The 16,884-nt window shown below is 69.3% G+C and carries 18 protein-coding genes; 5 read left to right on the forward strand and 13 right to left on the reverse strand.

Going from position 1 to position 16,884, the window contains the following annotated elements; genetic code table 11:
- Nucleotides 1-11 precede the first annotated feature (11 nt).
- Nucleotides 12-674, reverse strand: coding sequence for a response regulator transcription factor (locus ABGB08_RS47805; protein WP_347604970.1), 663 nt, complete (start codon nucleotides 672-674; stop codon nucleotides 12-14).
- Nucleotides 671-2,296 (reverse strand): histidine kinase, encoded by a 1,626-nt coding sequence (locus ABGB08_RS47810; RefSeq protein WP_347604973.1) that lies wholly within the window; start codon nucleotides 2,294-2,296, stop codon nucleotides 671-673. Before ABGB08_RS47810 ends, ABGB08_RS47805 begins: the two co-directional genes overlap by 4 nt.
- A gap of 300 nt (nucleotides 2,297-2,596) precedes the next feature.
- Here ABGB08_RS47810 and ABGB08_RS47815 point away from each other — a divergent pair, with 300 nt between their 5' ends.
- Together ABGB08_RS47815 and ABGB08_RS47820 are read left to right on the forward strand one after the other, a co-directional pair.
- Nucleotides 2,597-3,196 (forward strand): methyltransferase domain-containing protein, encoded by a 600-nt coding sequence (locus tag ABGB08_RS47815; RefSeq protein ID WP_155357736.1) that lies wholly within the window; start codon nucleotides 2,597-2,599, stop codon nucleotides 3,194-3,196.
- 11 nt (nucleotides 3,197-3,207) lie between these two features.
- Complete coding sequence (locus tag ABGB08_RS47820) at nucleotides 3,208-4,389, forward strand: acyl-CoA dehydrogenase family protein (RefSeq protein WP_347604976.1); 1,182 nt, start codon at nucleotides 3,208-3,210, stop codon at nucleotides 4,387-4,389.
- Nucleotides 4,390-4,396: 7 nt separating this feature from the next.
- Here the strand turns inward: ABGB08_RS47820 and dmpG are convergent, their stop codons facing one another.
- From dmpG to ABGB08_RS47855, 7 genes are read right to left on the reverse strand one after another with little or no spacing between them, the layout of a single operon-like run.
- Complete coding sequence (gene dmpG, locus ABGB08_RS47825) at nucleotides 4,397-5,392, reverse strand: 4-hydroxy-2-oxovalerate aldolase (protein ID WP_347604979.1); 996 nt, start codon at nucleotides 5,390-5,392, stop codon at nucleotides 4,397-4,399.
- The gene (locus ABGB08_RS47830) at nucleotides 5,389-6,279 is read right to left on the reverse strand and encodes an acetaldehyde dehydrogenase (acetylating) (RefSeq protein ID WP_347605018.1); all 891 of its coding nucleotides are present in this window, start codon (nucleotides 6,277-6,279) and stop codon (nucleotides 5,389-5,391) included. Before ABGB08_RS47830 ends, dmpG begins: the two co-directional genes overlap by 4 nt.
- Complete coding sequence (locus ABGB08_RS47835; protein WP_347604982.1) at nucleotides 6,273-7,037, reverse strand: fumarylacetoacetate hydrolase family protein; 765 nt, start codon at nucleotides 7,035-7,037, stop codon at nucleotides 6,273-6,275. The genes ABGB08_RS47830 and ABGB08_RS47835 overlap by 7 nt, the downstream gene beginning before the upstream one ends.
- Nucleotide 7,038: 1 nt before the next feature.
- A complete protein-coding gene (locus tag ABGB08_RS47840) occupies nucleotides 7,039-7,974 on the reverse strand; it encodes a hypothetical protein (protein WP_347604985.1) in 936 nt (311 codons plus the stop codon).
- Complete coding sequence (locus tag ABGB08_RS47845) at nucleotides 7,971-8,831, reverse strand: alpha/beta fold hydrolase (RefSeq protein ID WP_347604988.1); 861 nt, start codon at nucleotides 8,829-8,831, stop codon at nucleotides 7,971-7,973. The genes ABGB08_RS47840 and ABGB08_RS47845 overlap by 4 nt, the downstream gene beginning before the upstream one ends.
- Nucleotides 8,824-9,306, reverse strand: coding sequence for a cupin domain-containing protein (locus ABGB08_RS47850; protein WP_347604991.1), 483 nt, complete (start codon nucleotides 9,304-9,306; stop codon nucleotides 8,824-8,826). The genes ABGB08_RS47845 and ABGB08_RS47850 overlap by 8 nt, the downstream gene beginning before the upstream one ends.
- The gene (locus tag ABGB08_RS47855) at nucleotides 9,306-10,097 is read right to left on the reverse strand and encodes an SDR family oxidoreductase (RefSeq protein WP_347604994.1); all 792 of its coding nucleotides are present in this window, start codon (nucleotides 10,095-10,097) and stop codon (nucleotides 9,306-9,308) included. Before ABGB08_RS47855 ends, ABGB08_RS47850 begins: the two co-directional genes overlap by 1 nt.
- Nucleotides 10,098-10,109: 12 nt before the next feature.
- Here ABGB08_RS47855 and ABGB08_RS47860 point away from each other — a divergent pair, with 12 nt between their 5' ends.
- The 3 genes from ABGB08_RS47860 to ABGB08_RS47870 all read left to right on the forward strand — a co-directional run bounded on the left by ABGB08_RS47860 (nucleotide 10,110) and on the right by ABGB08_RS47870 (nucleotide 12,937).
- Nucleotides 10,110-10,871, forward strand: coding sequence for an IclR family transcriptional regulator (locus ABGB08_RS47860; protein WP_347604997.1), 762 nt, complete (start codon nucleotides 10,110-10,112; stop codon nucleotides 10,869-10,871).
- Between the two features lie 84 nt (nucleotides 10,872-10,955).
- The gene (locus ABGB08_RS47865) at nucleotides 10,956-11,408 is read left to right on the forward strand and encodes a cupin domain-containing protein (RefSeq protein ID WP_347605000.1); all 453 of its coding nucleotides are present in this window, start codon (nucleotides 10,956-10,958) and stop codon (nucleotides 11,406-11,408) included.
- Nucleotides 11,405-12,937 (forward strand): NAD(P)/FAD-dependent oxidoreductase, encoded by a 1,533-nt coding sequence (locus ABGB08_RS47870; protein WP_347605003.1) that lies wholly within the window; start codon nucleotides 11,405-11,407, stop codon nucleotides 12,935-12,937. Before ABGB08_RS47865 ends, ABGB08_RS47870 begins: the two co-directional genes overlap by 4 nt.
- A gap of 31 nt (nucleotides 12,938-12,968) precedes the next feature.
- Here the strand turns inward: ABGB08_RS47870 and ABGB08_RS47875 are convergent, their stop codons facing one another.
- The 4 genes from ABGB08_RS47875 to ABGB08_RS47890 are packed head-to-tail and all read right to left on the reverse strand — an operon-like array spanning nucleotide 12,969 to nucleotide 16,197.
- A complete protein-coding gene (locus tag ABGB08_RS47875; RefSeq protein WP_347605006.1) occupies nucleotides 12,969-13,802 on the reverse strand; it encodes an SDR family oxidoreductase in 834 nt (277 codons plus the stop codon).
- 31 nt (nucleotides 13,803-13,833) lie between these two features.
- Nucleotides 13,834-14,610 carry a hypothetical protein gene (locus tag ABGB08_RS47880; protein WP_347605009.1) on the reverse strand — a complete coding sequence of 259 codons (777 nt, stop codon included), beginning with the start codon at nucleotides 14,608-14,610 and terminating at the stop codon, nucleotides 13,834-13,836.
- A gap of 4 nt (nucleotides 14,611-14,614) precedes the next feature.
- A complete protein-coding gene (locus ABGB08_RS47885) occupies nucleotides 14,615-15,370 on the reverse strand; it encodes an aldolase/citrate lyase family protein (protein WP_347605012.1) in 756 nt (251 codons plus the stop codon).
- On the reverse strand, nucleotides 15,370-16,197 hold the full coding sequence (locus tag ABGB08_RS47890; protein WP_347605015.1) for a hypothetical protein: 828 nt from the start codon (nucleotides 16,195-16,197) through the stop codon (nucleotides 15,370-15,372). The genes ABGB08_RS47885 and ABGB08_RS47890 overlap by 1 nt, the downstream gene beginning before the upstream one ends.
- Nucleotides 16,198-16,884: the final 687 nt, after the last annotated feature.

The raw sequence follows: 16,884 nt of genomic DNA on the forward strand, positions 1-16,884 counted from the left end.
GGGCGCTCCGGTCAGGGCCGGGTGGGCCGGAAGTCGGCGTCCACCAGCCCGAGCCGGTGCGCGACCACGGCCGCCTGGGTGCGGTTGCGCAGGTCCAGCTTGTCCATCACGGCGGCCACGTGGGTCTTGACGGTGGTGACGCCCAGGTGCAGCCGCTCGCCGATCTCGCCGTTGGACAGGCCGATCCCGACCAGCGTGAGCACCTGGAGTTCCCGCTCGGTGAGCGAGGGCGGCACCCGGAGGTGCCCGTCCTCGGCGGCCAGCGCCCGGGCCGCCACCCGGCGCAGCACCGAGGCGGCCAGCAGGGGCTCGCCCTGGGCGGCCCGCCTGACCGCCTCCACCATCCGGTCCGGCGGGTCGTCCTTGACCAGGAAGCCGAGCGCGCCCGCGCGCAGCGCCGCGTAGACGTTCTCGTCCTCGGCGAACGTGGTCAGCACCACGATCCGGGTGCCCGGCCGCGCCGCCAGGATCCGCCGGGTGGCCTCAAGACCGTCCACCCGCGGCATGCGCAGATCCATCAGCACCACGTCGGGCCGATGCCGTTCCGCCTCCTGTACGGCCTGCGCCCCGTCGGCCGCCTCCGCGCAGACGGTCATGTCCCCGGCGGCCTCCAGCGTCATCCGCACCCCGGCCCGCACCAGCGCCTGGTCGTCGGCGACCACGATCCTGATCATCGAAGGCTCCCCTTGGCGAAGCGGGTGACCGCGCAGTCCCAGTCGGAGCCCTGCTCGGGCAGCGCGAACGCCGCCGCCAGCCGCCAGCCGCCGTCGGGCAGCGGCCCCGCGGTCAGCCGCCCGCCGAGGGCGTGGGCGCGTTCCCGCATGCCCGCGATGCCCTGGCCGGAGGACGGCAGCATCGGCACCGCGCCGCCCGCCGCGTTGCGCACCTCCACGGTGAGCTCTCGTCGGAGCTCGTGGTCGTGCACCTCCACCCGCACCCGGGCCGGCGCGCCGGGTCCCGCGTGTTTGAGCACGTTGGTGAGGCCCTCCTGGACGATCCTGGCCGCCGAGGCGCGGGCCACCAGCGGGGCGACGGCCACCTCGGGGGCGATCTCCAGCGCCACCTCCAGGCCCGCTCCCGCCATCCGGGCGGCGGCGTCGCGCATCACGTCCTCGGGGTCGCCGACGGGGAGTTCGGCGCCGGGGGCGCGCAGCACGGTGAGCAGGCCGCGCAGGTCTTCGAGGACCTGGTGGCCGGTGGCGCGGATGTCGGCCAGGGCTTCGGCGGCGGGGCCGGTGGCGCCGGCGTACTCGGCCGCTCCGGCGCGCAGCACCATGGCGCCGACGTGGTGGGCGACGATGTCGTGCACCTCGCGGGCGATGCGCTCCCGCTCGGCCAGGCGGTCCGATCTGGCGCGTTCCGCGGCCAGCTCGACTTCGCGTCTGGTGGCGGTGCGCCGTACCCGGACGAAAGCGCCGATCGCGGCCGGGGCCGCGACCATCGTGGCGAGCACGAGCAGCCACCAGAACGTCACCTCCGCGCCCGCGCCCACGGCGGTGAGCAGGGTGACCACGCAGGTGAGCGCGGACGCGGCGAGCAGCCATCGCCAGGTGACCTGGCTGGCGAAGACGCCGAGCGCGATGAACAGCAGCACCTGGAGGCTGGCCGCGGCGTCGGGGGCGCGACCGGCCGCGACGAGCAGCAGGGCGCTCTCCAGCAGCAGCACCGCCCCCGGCAGCCAGCGGACCACGCCGAGCGCGAGGCCGGACAGCACCGCGAGCAGGCCGATCCCCCAGGCGTGCAGCTCCGCCTCCGGCCAGTTCGCCCAGGTGCCGAGCACCGCGAACGAGACTCCGCCGCCGGCGAGCAGGATGTCCAGGACGGGCGAGCGTTCCTCCCCGTCCGGTACGGCGGCCGACTGGCTGCGCAGGTAGCGGCCGATGGCGACGGGGACGCCGATGATGCCGAAGGTGTAGAAGAGCACGCTGCCGGTCGGGGCCGCGCCGGAGGCCAGGTGGATCGCGGTGGCGGCGCAGGCCAGCGCGGCCACCGGCAGCGTCCACGTCCAGTCGCGCGTCCTGGCCAGCGCCCCCGCCGTGAGGGCGAGCAGGATCTGCAGGCCGTCGAGGATTCCCGCGCCCACGCCGTCGAGGGCCACCAGCAGGAGGGCGAGGAAAATCGCCACCGGACCCGGCATCCGGCGGGCCAGGCCGAGCGGCAGCCCGGCGGCCAGCACGACCACGACCGTGAGCCAGCCCGGAATGTCAGGACCGCCCCAGGACTGGTAGGTCAGGGCGCACAGCGCGACCCCGGCCACCGCCAAGAGAAAGTCCAGGGTGAATCCACGCCAACGCATGACAGAAACCGTATCCGTCCCGGTCACCACCGGGTTCCCGCGCAGGCATGGGACCCGATCCTTCAGATTCCGTATCCGTCCCAGTCATACGGAGTGCCTCTCCGACGCCCGACCCGATCCTCAGATTTCCGTATCCATCCCGGTCGGTAACGTGTTCTCCCTCACACTCGAAACCCCTGCGCATCCCCCGGTCAGCACGGCCTTCTCCTTCGTCCGGAGGAGGCGGGTCCTTCAAGTGGCCGGTGTCTCTGGCCGCTCGAACGTGGCCACCGGTGCCGTTCACCCCTTAGCGTGCGGGCCATGGCTAACGAACCAGCGCTCTTCTTCGGGCAGTTCATGCGCTCCCCCGCCATGATCGGCGCGATCGCCCCCAGCTCCCGGCGGCTCGCCACCGCGATCTCCGTCCCGATCCCCGAGGACGGCGACCCGGTCGTGGTCGAGCTGGGGCCGGGGACGGGCCCGTTCACCGCCGAGATCCAGCGGCGGCTCGGCGGCCGGGGGCGGCATCTCGCGGTGGAGATCAACCCCCAGCTGGCCAGCCACCTGTCCACCCGCCATCCCGGCGTGGAGCTGATCGTGGACGACGCCCGCAAACTCCCCGACCTGATGGCCGCGCGCCGGGCCGGGCAGGCCGACGTGATCATCAGCGGCCTGCCGTGGGCCGCGTTCGGGGTGAGCACCCAGGAAGCCCTGCTCAACGGGGTGCTGACTTCGTTGAAGCCGGACGGGGCTTTCACCATGTTCGCGTACGTGCACGCGCGGCGGCTGCCCCCGGCCGTCCGGATCAGGAAGGCCCTGCAGAGATCCTTCGAGGAGGTCGTGCTCGGCCGCACGGTGTGGCGCAACCTGCCCCCGGCGTTCGTCTACCACGCCAGGCGCCCTCGCCGTCCCGGAGTCTAGGATTGCTCGCCATGGACTTCACGCTTCCCGAGAGCGCCCAAGCCGTCCAGGCCGGGATCGCGGCCATCTGCGCGCGATACGACATGGACTACTGGCAGCGGTGCGAAGCCGAGAAGCGCTGGCCTGAGGAGGTCTGGGCCGAGCTGGCCAAAGGCGGCTGGCTCGGCTTGGCCGTACCCGAGGAATACGGCGGGGGCGGCCAGGGGCTGCTCGAACTGGCCGTGGCCACGGAGACGCTGTCCGCGTCCGGATCCGCCGGGGGTTCGGCCTTCACCTACGTGCTCACGCCCGGCTTCGGGGCGATGACGCTGGCCCGGCACGGCAGCCCCGCCCAGCGCGCCGCGCTGCTGCCCAAGCTGGCCACCGGCGAGATCGAGACCTGTTTCGCGCTCACCGAGCCCGACGCGGGCTCCAACGCGCTGGCGATCTCCACCTCCGCCCGCGCGGACGGCTCCGAGTATGTGATCAACGGCCAGAAGATCTGGATCACCGGCGTGCAGCGGGCCACCTGGATGCTCCTGGTCACCCGCACCATCCCCGCCGCCGAGGCGAAACCCCGCACCAGCGGCCTGACCGTCTTCCTGGTCAACGTCCCCGACGCCGTCGCCGCCGGGCAGCTGAGCTACCGCCCGATCCCCAAGATGGGCGCCAACACCACCCCGTCCAACATGGTCTTCCTCGACGACCTGCGCGTCCCCGCCGACGCGGTCATCGGCGAGGTGCACGGCGGCGCCGTCGTCCTGTGGGACATCCTCAACCCCGAACGGGTGCTCCTGGCCGCCTCCGCCCTCGGCGGCGCCGAGGTCGCCCTCCGGGTCGGCGTCGCGTACGCCAAGGAGCGCGAGGTCTTCGGCCGCCCGATCGGCTCCAACCAGGCGATCGCGTTCCCGCTGGCCCGGGTGAAGGCCAAGATCGAACTCGCCCGGCTGATGCTGTACAAGGCCGCCTGGCTGTTCGACCGGGGCCAGCCGTGCGGCACCGAGGCCAACATCGCCAAACTCTCGGCCTCGCAGGCCGCGTGGGAGGCGGCGGACGCGGCGTTCCAGACGCACGGGGGGATGGCGTACTCGCTGGAGTACCCGGTCGCCCGCCTGCTGAACGAGGCCCGCATCGGCAAAGTCGCCCCCGTCACCGAGGAACTCCTCCTGAACTACCTGGCCACCCAGGTCCTGGGACTCCCCCGCAGCTTCTGACGAACGTTTACCGCAGGTCGAGGGCGATGTCGACCAGCATGTCCTCCTGGCCGCCGACGAGGCCGCGGCGGCCCGCTTCCAGGAGCAGGCTCCGTACGTCGATCTCGTAGCGGGCGGCGGCGGTTTCCGCGTGCCGCAGGAAGCTGGAGTAGACCCCGGCGTAGCCCAGGGTGAGCGTTTCGCGGTCGACGCGCACGGGCCGGTCCTGTAGGGGCCGGACCAGGTCGTCGGCGGCGTCCTGGAGGGCGAACAGGTCGCATCCGTGCGACCAGCCGTCCAGCGTCGCGGCGGCGGCGAACGCTTCGAGGGGGCAGTTGCCCGCTCCGGCGCCGTGCCCGGCCAGCGAGGCGTCCACGCGGGTGGCGCCGGTCTCGACGGCGGCCAGCGAGTTGGCCACCGACAGCGACAGATTGTCGTGCGCGTGGATGCCGACCTCGGTGCCGGGATCGAGGACGTCACGGTAGGCGCGGACCCGTTCCCGGACGCCGCGTGGGGTCAGGTGCCCGCCCGAGTCGGTCACGTAGACGCAGTGCGCGCCGTAGGACTCCATCAGCGCGGCCTGCGCCGCCAGCGCGGCGGGTGCGGCCAGGTGGCTCATCATCAGGAACCCGGCCACGTCCATGCCCAGCTCCCGGGCGGTGGCGATGTGCTGCGCGGCGATGTCCGCCTCGGTGCAGTGGGTCGCGACCCGTACCGAGCGGACGCCCAGGGCGTGGGCGCGCTTGAGGTCGGCGACCGTGCCGATGCCGGGCAGCAGCAGCGTGGTGAGCCGGGCGGTGGTGATGCTCGCCGCGACCGCCTCGATCCACTCGGCGTCGGTGTGGCTGCCGGGTCCGTAGGTCAGGCTCGAACCGGCGAGCCCGTCGCCGTGGGCGACCTCGATCCCGTCGACCCCCGCCGCGTCGAGTGCGGCGGCGATCCTGGCGGCCTGGTCGGGGCGGAGGCGGTGGCGGGTGGCGTGCATGCCGTCGCGCAACGTCACGTCCTGGATGAACAGGGTCATGCGGTCTCCAAGGCGAGCCGTTCGCCGACGCGGAGCGCGGCGGAGGTCATGATGTCGAGGTTGCCGGCGTAGGCGGGCAGGTAGTGTCCGGCGCCCTCGACCTCGAGCAGGACGCTCACCTGGTGCGTGCCGCCGAAGGCGCGCATTTCGGTGATCTGCACGGGCTGCTTCAGCCGGTAGCCGGGGACGTAGTCGGCGACCTCGGCGACCGCGCGCTCGACGGCCTTCGTGATCCGCTGATCCGGGGCGTCGACCAGGCAGAGCACCGTGTCCCGCATGATCAGCGGCGGTTCCGCCGGATTGAGGATGATCACCGCCTTGCCGCGCCGCGCGCCGCCGACCGACTCGATCGCCCGCGCGGTGGTCTCGGTGAACTCGTCGATGTTCGCGCGGGTGCCCGGTCCGGCCGACCGCGACGCGATGGAGGCGACGATCTCCGCGTACAGCACCGGTGTCACCGCGGCGATGGCCGCGACGATCGGGATGGTGGCCTGCCCGCCGCAGGTGACCAGGTTCACCTCGGGCGCGCCGAGATGCCGGTCGAGGTTGACCGCCGGCACGACGAACGGCCCGTCCGCGGCCGGGGTCAGGTCGACCATCCGGATCGGGTACGGCGCGAGCGCCCGCGCGTTCGCCCGGTGCGCGGTCGCGGAGGTCGCGTCGAACACGATCCGGATGTCGTCGAAGCCGGGCAGCGCGATCAGGCCCTCGACCCCGTCGGCCGTGGTCGCGACACCGAGGCGGGCGGCGCGGGCCAGCCCGTCGGAGGCCGGGTCGATGCCGGCCATGGCCGCCATCCGCAGGTTCTTGCCGACCCGGAGGATCTTCATCATGAGATCGGTGCCGATGTTGCCGGACCCGATCACCGCCGCTCCCACCTTCACGATGTGCTCCCGGTGAAGGTGGCGCTGACCGTTCCGATGCCGTCGATCTCGGCGTGGAAGTCGTCACCCGGGAGCACCGGCACCATCGGGCCGAGCGCGCCGGACAGCACGATGTCGCCCGCGCGCAGCGGCCGGCCGCGATCGCGGGCGGACCTGGCCAGCCAGGCGACCGCGTTGACCGGATCGCCGAGGCACGCCGCCCCGGATCCGGTCGACACGACCTCCGCGCCCCGTCGCATCCTCATCGCGCAGCCGGCCAGGTCGAGCCCGTCCAGGCGGCGACGCGAGCCCAGCGTGAACAGTCCTGAGGAGGCGTTGTCCGCGACGGTGTCGAGGATGTCGATGTCCCAGCCGGCGATCCGGCTGTCGACGATCTCCAGCGCCGCGACGACCCAGCCGGTCGCGGCGGCGACGTCGGCGGGCCCGATGTCGCCGCCGGTCAGGTCGCGCGCGAGCACGAACGCGATCTCGGCCTCGATCTTCGGCTGGAGGGTCCGGCCGATGTCGATGGGAGAACCCGGCGGGCACTCCATCGTGTCGAGCAGCACCCCGGAGTCGGGCTGGTCCACGCCGAGCTGGGCCTGGACGACGGGGTTGGTGAGCCCCACCTTGCGGCCCACCACCACGGCTCCCGCCGCGACCTCGGCGGCCACCCACGCGGACTGCACGGCGTACGCCGCGTCGAGGTCCGGCACCAGGGACCGCACCGGGGCGCAGGGGCAGCCATTGGCCCGGGCCGCCAGCAGCCGGTCGAGCGCCATCTCAGCTCACCTCGAACGTGGTGCCGATGCCCATGCCGGTGATCCATTCCGGCACCGGCTCGTAGCTGGTCCACACGAGCGGCCGGCCTGCCGCGGCCAGCCCGATCAGCCAGGTCCGGATCTCGTGCCCGCCGCTGCCCGCCCGCTGCTCCAGGCCCTCGTCGCCGAGGTCGGTCACCGGCGCGAGGTCGGCGGTGCCGAGCTGCTTGAGGAACCACCGGTCCCACTCGGCGTTGACCGGCGCGTCCGGGTTGCCGGCCATGGCCAGGACGCGCGGCTCGCGGGCCGCGGCGAACGCGCGCGTGTCCTTGCGTCCGCGGATCACCGCCTCGCGGCGGTCCGCGGCGAGGAGCGGGTCACGCGGGTCGTTGGACGGCAGCCAGTGCGACAGCCCGCCGCTGGCCACGAGCAGCACCCGCCCGGCGTACCCCGAACCGCGGATCGCCGCGCCGAGCGAGCGTCCCAGCTGGACGCAGCGCGGCATGCCGGGCAGCGGCGGCGCGGCGGTGTTCACGACCAGCGGGACCAGGGGGAGGTCGGCCGTCCCGCGGACCATGTCGTAGCTCTGCGCGATGCCGTGGTCGACGGTCAGCGCGTACGACAGGGTGAGGTCGAAGCCGTCGTCGGCGAGGGCGTCGCGGATCGACCAGGCCAGCGCCGAGGCGACCGGCAGCGGGCCCGCCTTGCTGCCGAAGTCGCCGAACCCGTCGGCCTGCTCGACGCCGAGGATGAACGGGGGCATGGCGTCGTAGAAGTTGGCGTGGAAGTGGTCGGGACCGATGACCACGAGCGCGTCGGGCGCGAGCGCGGCCACGGCCGCGGCGACGCGGCGGGCGTCGGCGAGGAAGCGCCCTCCTGGCTGTCCCGGGCCGGCGGGCGGCAGCAGGGTCGCGAACGGGGAGTGCGACATCCCCACCATGCCGATGATCTCGCTCATGCCTGGTCCAGCAGGAACTCGTGGTGAACGCGCAGGTACTCCCCCGGCTTCTCCCACTGCGGCCAGTGCCCCGCGCCGGCGATCACGTGCAGCCGGGCGTCGGGCAGCCAGTCCAGCAGCATCGCCGCCTCGTCGAGGCCACCGGTCGGGTCGTGGTCGGTCCACAGCAGCAGCGTCGGCGCGGTGATCTTGCCCACCCAGGAGGGATCCCAGGCGAAGTCCTTCCGCACCTCGGGGTCCTGCAGCACGAGCGTGTTGGTGATGGCCCGGACGAAGCCCGGACGGCTGTAGACCGCGCGGCGGAGGCCGACCAGCTCGTCGGTCACCATCTCCTTGTGGTGGAACAGGAACTCGACGCGCCTGCGCACGTTCGCGTCGCTCGGGTCGGTCACCGCGGCCATGGTGCTCTCCCGCAGCCGGATCATCACCTCCGGCTTGTTGGCGATGTTGCCGGGGGTGTTGAGCACCATGCGCTGGACCCGGCCGGGATGGTGCGCCGCGGTCCAGGCGGCCACCCAGCCGCCGAGCGACTCGCCGGACAGGTGGGCGGACTCGACGCCCAGCGCGTCCATCAGGCCGAGCAGATGGCCGGACAGCACATCGATCGTGTACGGCCGGTCCGGCAGATCCGACCACCCGTGCCCCACCATGTCGTAGGCGGTGACCCGGAAGCCGGTGGCCAGCCCGGCGATGTCTCGCGCGTACGCCTCCAGGTGCCCGCCGGTGCCGTGCAGCAGGATCAGGTCCGGGCCCGCTCCCGCGCGCAGCACCCGGGTGCGCACGCCGCCGACGTCGACGTGGCGCAGCTCGTGATCGACATCGGACAGCTCGCCCCAGACGCTGATGTGGTCAGTCATGGCAGGTCCTCCTGGCCTCCGCGACGGTGCGCAGGCCCGCGCTCTGCCGCCGTCCGACGCCCAGCAGGTTCAGCAGGCGGGAGTTCTCGATGGTCAGGAACTCGACGGGCTCCTCGGCGGAGTCGTTGTAATGGCGGTGCCACGTCCAGGGCGGGGTGTAGATGAAATCCCCGGCGGCCCAGCCGGCGGTCTCGTCCTCGATCTCGCTGTGCCCGCGCCCGGAGATCACGAAATGCACCGTCTCGTGGTGGTGCCGCTGCATGTCGGAGCTCAGCCCGGGCGGGATCGTCTGCCGGAAGATCTCGAACGTCGCGGTCGGCAGCTTGCCGGCGATCGACAGCGTCGTCGGGTTGTGCACCTGATCGGCCGGCAACGTCTCCAGCTCGGCCGCGTGGACGACCACGGGCCGGGCCGGGCCGGGCCGTACCACATCACTGATCGAGCCGAGGAACTCGGCCATCTCGAATTCCGCCATCAGATCGTTTCCGTCCTTCCACCGTCGACCGTCAGCACGGTCCCGTTGAGGTAACTCGCGTCCGCCGACACCAGGAACTCGACCGCCGCGGCGATCTCGTCCGGCCGTCCCGGCCGCCCGGCCGGGATGCCGCTCACGTCCTCCGCGTCGAGCTCCGCTTCCGAGAGTCCGGTACGGACTGCCCGCCCGGCCAAGATTTCCCGGCGGCGCTGGGTGTCGATGGCGCCAGGGGCCACGCAGTTGACCGTGACGCCGTCCGCCGCGTGCTCGCGGGCGAGCAGGTTGGCGAAGGCCGTGACCGCGGACCTCAGCACCACCGAGACGGCGAGATCGGGCTGCGGCTGGCGGACGGCGGCCGAGGTCACGAAGACCACCCGGCCGAAGCCGCGCCCGGCCATGGCGGGCAGCGCGCGCCGCGCAAGACCCAGCGGGCCGAGCAGCAGCAGCTCGGTGGCCGCCCGCCAGGCGTCGTCGCCGACGTCGAGGATCCGGCCGGGCGGGGGACCCCCGGCGTTCAGGATGAGGATGTCCAGCTCGCCGACGGCGGCATCCCCGCGAGAGATGTCGTTGACCAGCGTCGCGACCGTGGCGCCGGTGCTCTCCTTGAGCCGCAGCGCGGCGGCGTCGAGGGCGTCGCCGTGGCGGCCGGTGATCACGACGCGGTGCCCGGAGCGGGCCAGCCGCTCGGCGATCGCATAGCCGATGCCGGTGGCTCCGCCGCCGACGAGTGCGGTACGAATGACGGCCTCCCAAGGGCTCGAGTCGAGGTTTAGCCTGACTCGTATGCACACCTGGAACCAACGATGAGTCCCGCTGAGCGGGACGAATCGGCGATGGGCGGGCTCGACCGGGCGGCCGCCATCCTTGGCGCGTTCGACGTGACCCACCGCGAGCTCACCCTCGCCGCCCTGGTCGCGCGCAGCGGCCTGCCGCGTTCGACCACGCATCGCACCGCCGGCCGGATGCTCCAGCTCGGCTGGCTGGACAAGCCCAGGAGCCGCTACCGGATCGGCAACCGGCTCTTCGAGATCGCCAGCCTCGCCCCGATCCGGATGGAGCTTCGCGAGGCGGTGCTGCCGTTCCTGCAGGACCTGCACCACGCCACCAAGATCACGGCGCAGCTGGGCGTGCTGGAGGGCGGCCAGATCCTGGTCGTGGAGAAGATCACCGGCCATCGGGCGATGCCGATGTTGTCGCAGGTCGGCGGGATCATCCCGGCGTACTGCTCGGCGCTGGGCCGGGCCATTCTCGCCTACTCCGAGCCTTCGGTCATCGAGGCGGTCCTCGGCGCCCCGCTCGCCGCTCGCACGCCCCGCACGCTGACCAGCCCGGTCGCCATCATGCGGGAGCTGACCGCCGTCCCCGAGCGCGGCTGGGCGATCGACCGTGAGGAGGGGGTCATCGGCGTCAGCTGCGTCGCCGCGCCGATCTTCGGACCGCTGGGCGACGTGGTCGCGGCGCTGTCCGTCACCGGGCCCAGCCAGCTCGTCCGGGCCGACCGGATCGGGCCCGCCGTGCGGATGGCCGCCTCGGCCGCCTCCCGGACCTACTCCACCCGACACTGAGTCCCAGTCAGTGGGACATCTAATTGCGGATCACACCAAGCCCCCGCACGCTGTGACATCAGACACACGGCGAAGGAGGCCACGGTGACACTCGGTGGTGGATACATGCTGCCGTCCCGCGACGGACACAAGATCGCGGCGATCGGCCTGGGCATCACGATGAAGACCGACGGCAAGTCGACCCACGACGCGTACTCGCTGTTCGAGTACGCCGTCCCGCCGGAGACCGACGGCCCGCCGCCCCACCTGCACACCCGCGAGGACGAGTCGTTCATCTGCCTGGCCGGCCGGCTCGACGTCCATCTGGGTGGCGAGGACTTCACCCTGGAGCACGGCGATTACCTGTACCTGCCGCGCAACGTGGTGCACACGTTCCGCAACCCGTACGAGGAGGAGTCCCGGGTCATCTCGGTGGTCTCACCGGCCGGTCTCGAGGGCTACTACCAGGCGCTCGCGGACATGCCGCCCGGGCCGAAGGACATCACCCTGATCAAGAAGATCATGGCGGAGTTCGGGCTGGAGATGCGGCTGCCATGAGAGTCGCGATCATCGGAGCCGGGGTGGCCGGCCTCAGCACGGCCAAGGTGCTCACGCAGGCCGGGCACGACGTGGTGGTGTTCGAGCAGGCCCCGGACGTGGGCGGCGTGTGGAGCCGCACCCGGCGCTACCCGGGCCTGACCACCCAGAGCCCCAAGGCGCAGTACTCGCTGTCGGACTTCCCCATGCCCAAGGACTACCCGCAGTGGCCCACCGGCGAGCAGGTCCAGGCCTACCTGGCCGCCTACGCCGAGCAGTTCGGGCTCCTCCCCTTCCTGCGGCTGGACACCCAGGTGACCGCGGCCGAACCGGGCGACGACGGGTGGACGATCACCACGCGCGACGCGACCGAGACGTTCGACCGGCTGGTCGTCGCCAACGGCGTGTTCTGCGAACCCGCCATCCCGAGTTACCCCGGCCTGGCCGAGTTCACCGCGGCCGGAGGGCGGCTGTGCGCGGGCACCGAGGTGCACGACGCCGAGCAGGCCCGCGGCAAGCATGTCCTGGTCGTCGGGTACGGCAAGTCGGCGTGCGACATCACGGTGCCGATCAGCCAGGTCGCCGCGAGCACCGACGTGATCGCCCGCCACCTGCTGTGGAAGGTGCCCCGCAAGATCGGCGGCGTCCTCAACTTCAAGCTGCTGCTGCTCACCCGGATGGGCGAGGCGCTGTTCCGGTACCTGCGCCTGCGCGGCGTCGAGAAGTTCCTGCACGGCCCCGGCAACGGCATGCGCACCCGGATGATCAACTCCATCGGCACGGTGTCGGTGCGCCAGTTCCGCCTGGACAAGCACGGCCTGATCCCCCCGGGTCAGATGGAGGACATCGTCAAGGGCGCCATCGGCCTGGCCACCGAGGGCTTCTTCGAAGGCGTCGCCGACGGCGCCATCGCCGTGCGCCACGACCGCACCATCGCCAGGCTCTACGCGAACGACGGCAGTCCATACGCCGAACTCGACGACGGCACGGCGCTCCCCGCCGACCTCGTCATCTGCGCCACCGGCTTCACCCAGGGCGTCCCGTTCCTCCCCCGCGACGTCCAGGAGCGGCTGTTCGACGAGCGCGGCAACTTCATGCTCTACCGCCAGATCCGCCCCATCGACGTGCCGGGCCTGTACTTCAACGGCTACAACTCCTCGTTCTTCAGCCCGCTCAACGCCGAGATGGCCGCCTTATGGATCGCCGCCGACCTCGCGGGCGCGGTGCCGCTTCCTGACCCGGCGTCGATGCGGCAGGCGGTCGTCGACCAGCTCGCGTTCATGGACATCGCCACCAGCACCCATCACTGCCGCGGCACGAAGATCATCCCATTCTCCATGCACAACGTGGACGAGGTCCTCGGCGACCTCGACCTCAACATCAGCGCCCCGGTCCGCGCCTCCCACTGGCTCAACCCGATCAACCCAGCCGCCTACCGCCGCATCACCCCCACCCTCCTCAAACGCCTCTCCTCACCGGCTACCGCTCCCGGAGCAACGCTCCCGCCACCAGCCGCCCACCTTGCCGGGCGGAAGTCCGCTGACGCCTGACCAGAGTTCCCTGGGGCTTGGGTTGGTGGGTTCATCTGGTCCATGGGCTGCCGGCCAGGAGGCCGCCGTCGGCGAAAATGCTGACTCCGGAGATGAAGGAGCCTGCCTGGGAGGCGAGCAGCAGGCAGGCGCCGATCAGTTCGGAGGGCGCTCCCGGCCGCCCCATGGGGCATCGGTCGAGGATCCAGTTCGCCCGGTCTTCGTCGTCCCAGAGAGGGCGGGACAGGGAGGTCATCAGAAAGCCAGGAGCCAGGCAATTGACCCTGATGTTGTATTTCGCCCACTCTACGCACATTGTCTTGGTCACCTGTGCCAAGGCTGCTTTGTGCGCACCGTAGATCGAGACATGTTCGAGTCCCACCTCGGAATTGATCGAGGTGATATTGATGATGGAGCCTCCTCCGCTGCCTCTCATGGTCAGCATCGCCTCGCGGGCGAGGAAGTAGGCAGCTCGCAGGTTGACGCTGCCGATCCGCTCCCAAAGGTCGGTGTTCACCTCGGAGATGGGACGGCGCTCGTTGATCGCCGCGGCATTGACCACCACGTCGAGGCGGCCGAAATGTTCTACCGCGTGGGCCACGATCTGCTGAGGCGCGGTGGTCTCACGGAGGTCCGCGGGGACGACCGTGTGATCGACATCATTGTCCGACAGCAGGCTGGAAATCCCCTCGCACCGTTCCTTGGTGAGGTCACTCAGCACGATGCGAGCGCCGGCCGCCGCCAGCCCGGCGGCAAGCCATCCGCCCACGCCACCACCAGAACCGGTTACCAGAGCGACCTTTCCCGTCAACGAGAAAATCTTCTCAGGACGCAACGCGTCCATATCCCATTGAACATCAGAGTCCACGGTGCCCCATTCGCTCACGGAAACTCTCGGGATAGACATGAAATGCGTCCTAACTCCAGAGTTTGATACTTTCCCGGCTCGCGCCCACTCCCAAGAACCCGGATACGCTAACGCGCCGCCCTGCGATCGTCTTGTTCACGGCGTGTAAACGTGTAGATCTCACGATGACCAGATCACCGGTTCCGGGCTGAATGACCACATCGGGTGGCGGTAATCTCTCCCGATCGAATCCATACGTTCCATCCTGTGCCGTGTATCCCGCTCCGACCAGGTCTCCAAGCTTCTTGTCCCAGACCAGGAGTTCGCCACCGTGACGCGGACCCTCGGTGTAGATATTCACCCCGAACTGTTCACTGAACTGAAATGCGGAGGCGAACGCGGGAGTCGCTTCCTGAATGATGTCGAAATGGGGCAGAGCCTCCATGTCGGATTCCCAGCTTCGCATCATTCCGAACACGAGCGGGCGGCCGCCGAAACGGAGCAGGGTCGCGCCGTGCGGGGCGACCTCGTCCAGGTCGGCGCGGAACATGTCGGCCGGGCTGGCGAAAGGCAGGAACGCGAGACGCATCGCACGCAGGACCTCGGTCGCCTGATCAAGGTACCCTGCTTCCGCGTGGATGTCCCGGGACATCGCCTCCGTGAACGCTCGCACCTGGCTTCGATAAATTCGCTGAAAGGAGTTCTCCAGCAGCAGCGGGACGACGTGGCCACGCGCCCGGTCACAGACTTCGGGAGGAAGATATCCTTGGACGTGCGCCGCCAACGCGCTTGGATCTTCGGCGAGAGATGTGTAGGCGGTTTCCAGGGAGTCGGCCCTGATCAGCATCACGCTACCTTTCTGGTCGCAACTCGTGGAATATGCTCGCGGCGCCGGCCGAGATGTGCCCGGTATCGGATCCCACTGCCAGCAGACTGGTTTTCCGGGCCAGTTCGGCGTTCATCGCCGTGGTGTTCGGACAGAATATTCCGAAGGGCACATCCGCGGCCTGACATGCGCGGCGGACGCGATTCACGTTCTCGATCAGTGCGGGATCGGTCAGCTGGCCGAGTATCCCCATGCTTCCGGAAAGGTCGTACGGGCCGATGAAAATGGCGTCGATGCCCTCAACGGCAAGGATGTCATCGACGTTCTCCACGCCGTCCACGTCTTCGATCTGGGCGATGACCGCGATTCTTTCCGCCGCGCCGCTCAGATAGTCCTGGAAAGATGAGCCATATCCCTGCGCGCGTGCGATGCCCACGCTTCTCCGCCCGAGGGGTGGATACTTCGAGAATAGAATGGCCCGCTCCGCATCCGCTCTGCTCCCTACATGCGGGATGATCACTCCGTCACAGCCGGTGTCCAGCGCGTGTTTGATCCAGGTCTCCGAATTGTCGGGCACCCGTATCACCGCGTATCCCTGGGGCTGGAGAACCTCAATTATGCGCTGTGCGCTTTTAAGGTCCAAAAGTGCGGAATGCTCAAGATCGAGGAAGAACCAGGCAAATCCCGCGCGCTGCAGAATAAGCGCGACCTCGGGAGAGTCGAGGGTGATGAGCGTGCCAAGAAGCGGCTCGCCCGACTTCAGCCTGATTCTCAGATTCATCACAGGGTAAGGCCTTTCCGCAAGCTTTGATAGAAGGGGTTGGCGTCTATTTCCGGGTTTAGCTGGACAATCCGGTCGAGCCCCTGGGATCGGACCTGCCTACCCTCATTGATCTTCAGGGAGTCGTGCCAAAGAAGATTGTAGTAATCCAGCATCGCCTTTCCCAGCACCGGATCCGATATGAGAATCGAGTCCATCGAGCCCGTCAGGTTGACCGGCGGGAAGATGAACACGTAGATATTTCCGTTCTTGTACGTGATGTGCAGGCTTAACGGGTGTAATAATGGGCGAATACGATCCTGGTCGAAGATCGCGAAGGACACCCGTCCGGTTTGATGGAGCTCGCAGCTTCTCTCGACCAGCCAGGCGGATTTCTGGACCGTGTCAACACTGGCAATGCTACGAAAACTCCGGAGCGGGCTCTTCCGGTTCTTGATGCTACTGTGGACAACTTCGAAATACCGGTCCAGTTCTGGATGTTCTCCCTTTGCCGGAGACAGGTTCAGAGTGCTGACGGTGGACGCGCCCACGGTTATCTCCACCAATTTCCGCAGAAACTCTTCACTGGTGGTGAACACCTGAACGCCCCGCGCCGGCTGATGCAACAGCCGGTCCTGGCGTTCCAGTATCAACTCTGATCGCCCGTAAACGTAGGCGATGAAGCTGGCAAGCGTGCCCAGCAGATAACCTGCGACAAGATCAAGAGGCACTGGTACGGGTTCGTCCAGAAACAGGTTGATCAAACCCACAATCAAAGCAACGATGGCAAAGAGACTGGCCAGCCAGATTGACAGTTTTCCAGCAAGGCGTGTGCCGTCGTCACTCAATGTCCCGGATCGCCTGTCTGTACTCGGCAGAGATCAGATGCCCGAACAGTACGATGACCACAGTGTCGCCTTCAGGGTAGATGAAAGTTCTTGCGTCAGCAATAGAAATACCATGGAACCCATGCCGCGTTGAGCAGGCTCGTGACATCACAATTGGCCAGATTGAGGATTCGGCCCGTCACCCACCTCTCTTGCGATATGCCAATACCGCACTGCCCCTTTTTGCTGCGCTGGCGATCATTCGGATTGGATCACTTGCACTCCTGTGCCGAGCGCCACGTGAAAGATTCGTCCTCGGAGAGCGTGCCGTGCACGATGACGCGGACGACACCTTGGCGATCCGCGTGAAATGTTCAGGCCGGGGCGATGGATTAATCTGTGGATCGGCTGGAGGGAGCTGAGTTAGGGTGCCCTTCCGTGATTCCGGACCCCGGCCACCAGTACTACATCCGTAGATCGTTTTGCTGTTTGACCTCCGCATCGTCGTCGAAGGCGGGATGGTCTGCGGGTGTCCTTACCCTTCTCCTACGATCTGGTCGTGTCCTGGGATGCAGAACTCTCCGCGCTGACCGCACGGGTCGCTGACCCGCTGTTCGTCCGGCCCGAACCCAAGGCGAGTTTCGGTGATCTGGTCCGCGGCCTGCTGGCCGACGTTCCGCGCAAGAACTCCTGGCAGTTGTCCGACCA

It is taken from the genome of Acrocarpospora sp. B8E8, assembly GCF_039871605.1.
GTDB classification, from domain to species: domain Bacteria; phylum Actinomycetota; class Actinomycetes; order Streptosporangiales; family Streptosporangiaceae; genus Acrocarpospora; species Acrocarpospora macrocephala.

Excerpts from the sequence above, each read along its gene's own strand:
- ABGB08_RS47805 (WP_347604970.1), bottom strand. The coding sequence starts at position 674 with ATGATCAGGATCGTGGTCGCCGACGACCAGGCGCTGGTGCGGGCCGGG.
- ABGB08_RS47810 (WP_347604973.1), bottom strand. The coding sequence starts at position 2,296 with ATGCGTTGGCGTGGATTCACCCTGGACTTTCTCTTGGCGGTGGCCGGG.
- ABGB08_RS47815 (WP_155357736.1), top strand. The coding sequence starts at position 2,597 with ATGGCTAACGAACCAGCGCTCTTCTTCGGGCAGTTCATGCGCTCCCCC.
- ABGB08_RS47820 (WP_347604976.1), top strand. The coding sequence starts at position 3,208 with ATGGACTTCACGCTTCCCGAGAGCGCCCAAGCCGTCCAGGCCGGGATC.
- dmpG (WP_347604979.1), bottom strand. The coding sequence starts at position 5,392 with ATGACCCTGTTCATCCAGGACGTGACGTTGCGCGACGGCATGCACGCC.
- ABGB08_RS47835 (WP_347604982.1), bottom strand. The coding sequence starts at position 7,037 with ATGGCGCTCGACCGGCTGCTGGCGGCCCGGGCCAATGGCTGCCCCTGC.
- ABGB08_RS47840 (WP_347604985.1), bottom strand. The coding sequence starts at position 7,974 with ATGAGCGAGATCATCGGCATGGTGGGGATGTCGCACTCCCCGTTCGCG.
- ABGB08_RS47845 (WP_347604988.1), bottom strand. The coding sequence starts at position 8,831 with ATGACTGACCACATCAGCGTCTGGGGCGAGCTGTCCGATGTCGATCAC.
- ABGB08_RS47850 (WP_347604991.1), bottom strand. The coding sequence starts at position 9,306 with ATGGCGGAATTCGAGATGGCCGAGTTCCTCGGCTCGATCAGTGATGTG.
- ABGB08_RS47860 (WP_347604997.1), top strand. The coding sequence starts at position 10,110 with ATGAGTCCCGCTGAGCGGGACGAATCGGCGATGGGCGGGCTCGACCGG.
- ABGB08_RS47870 (WP_347605003.1), top strand. The coding sequence starts at position 11,405 with ATGAGAGTCGCGATCATCGGAGCCGGGGTGGCCGGCCTCAGCACGGCC.
- ABGB08_RS47880 (WP_347605009.1), bottom strand. The coding sequence starts at position 14,610 with ATGCTGATCAGGGCCGACTCCCTGGAAACCGCCTACACATCTCTCGCC.
- ABGB08_RS47885 (WP_347605012.1), bottom strand. The coding sequence starts at position 15,370 with ATGAATCTGAGAATCAGGCTGAAGTCGGGCGAGCCGCTTCTTGGCACG.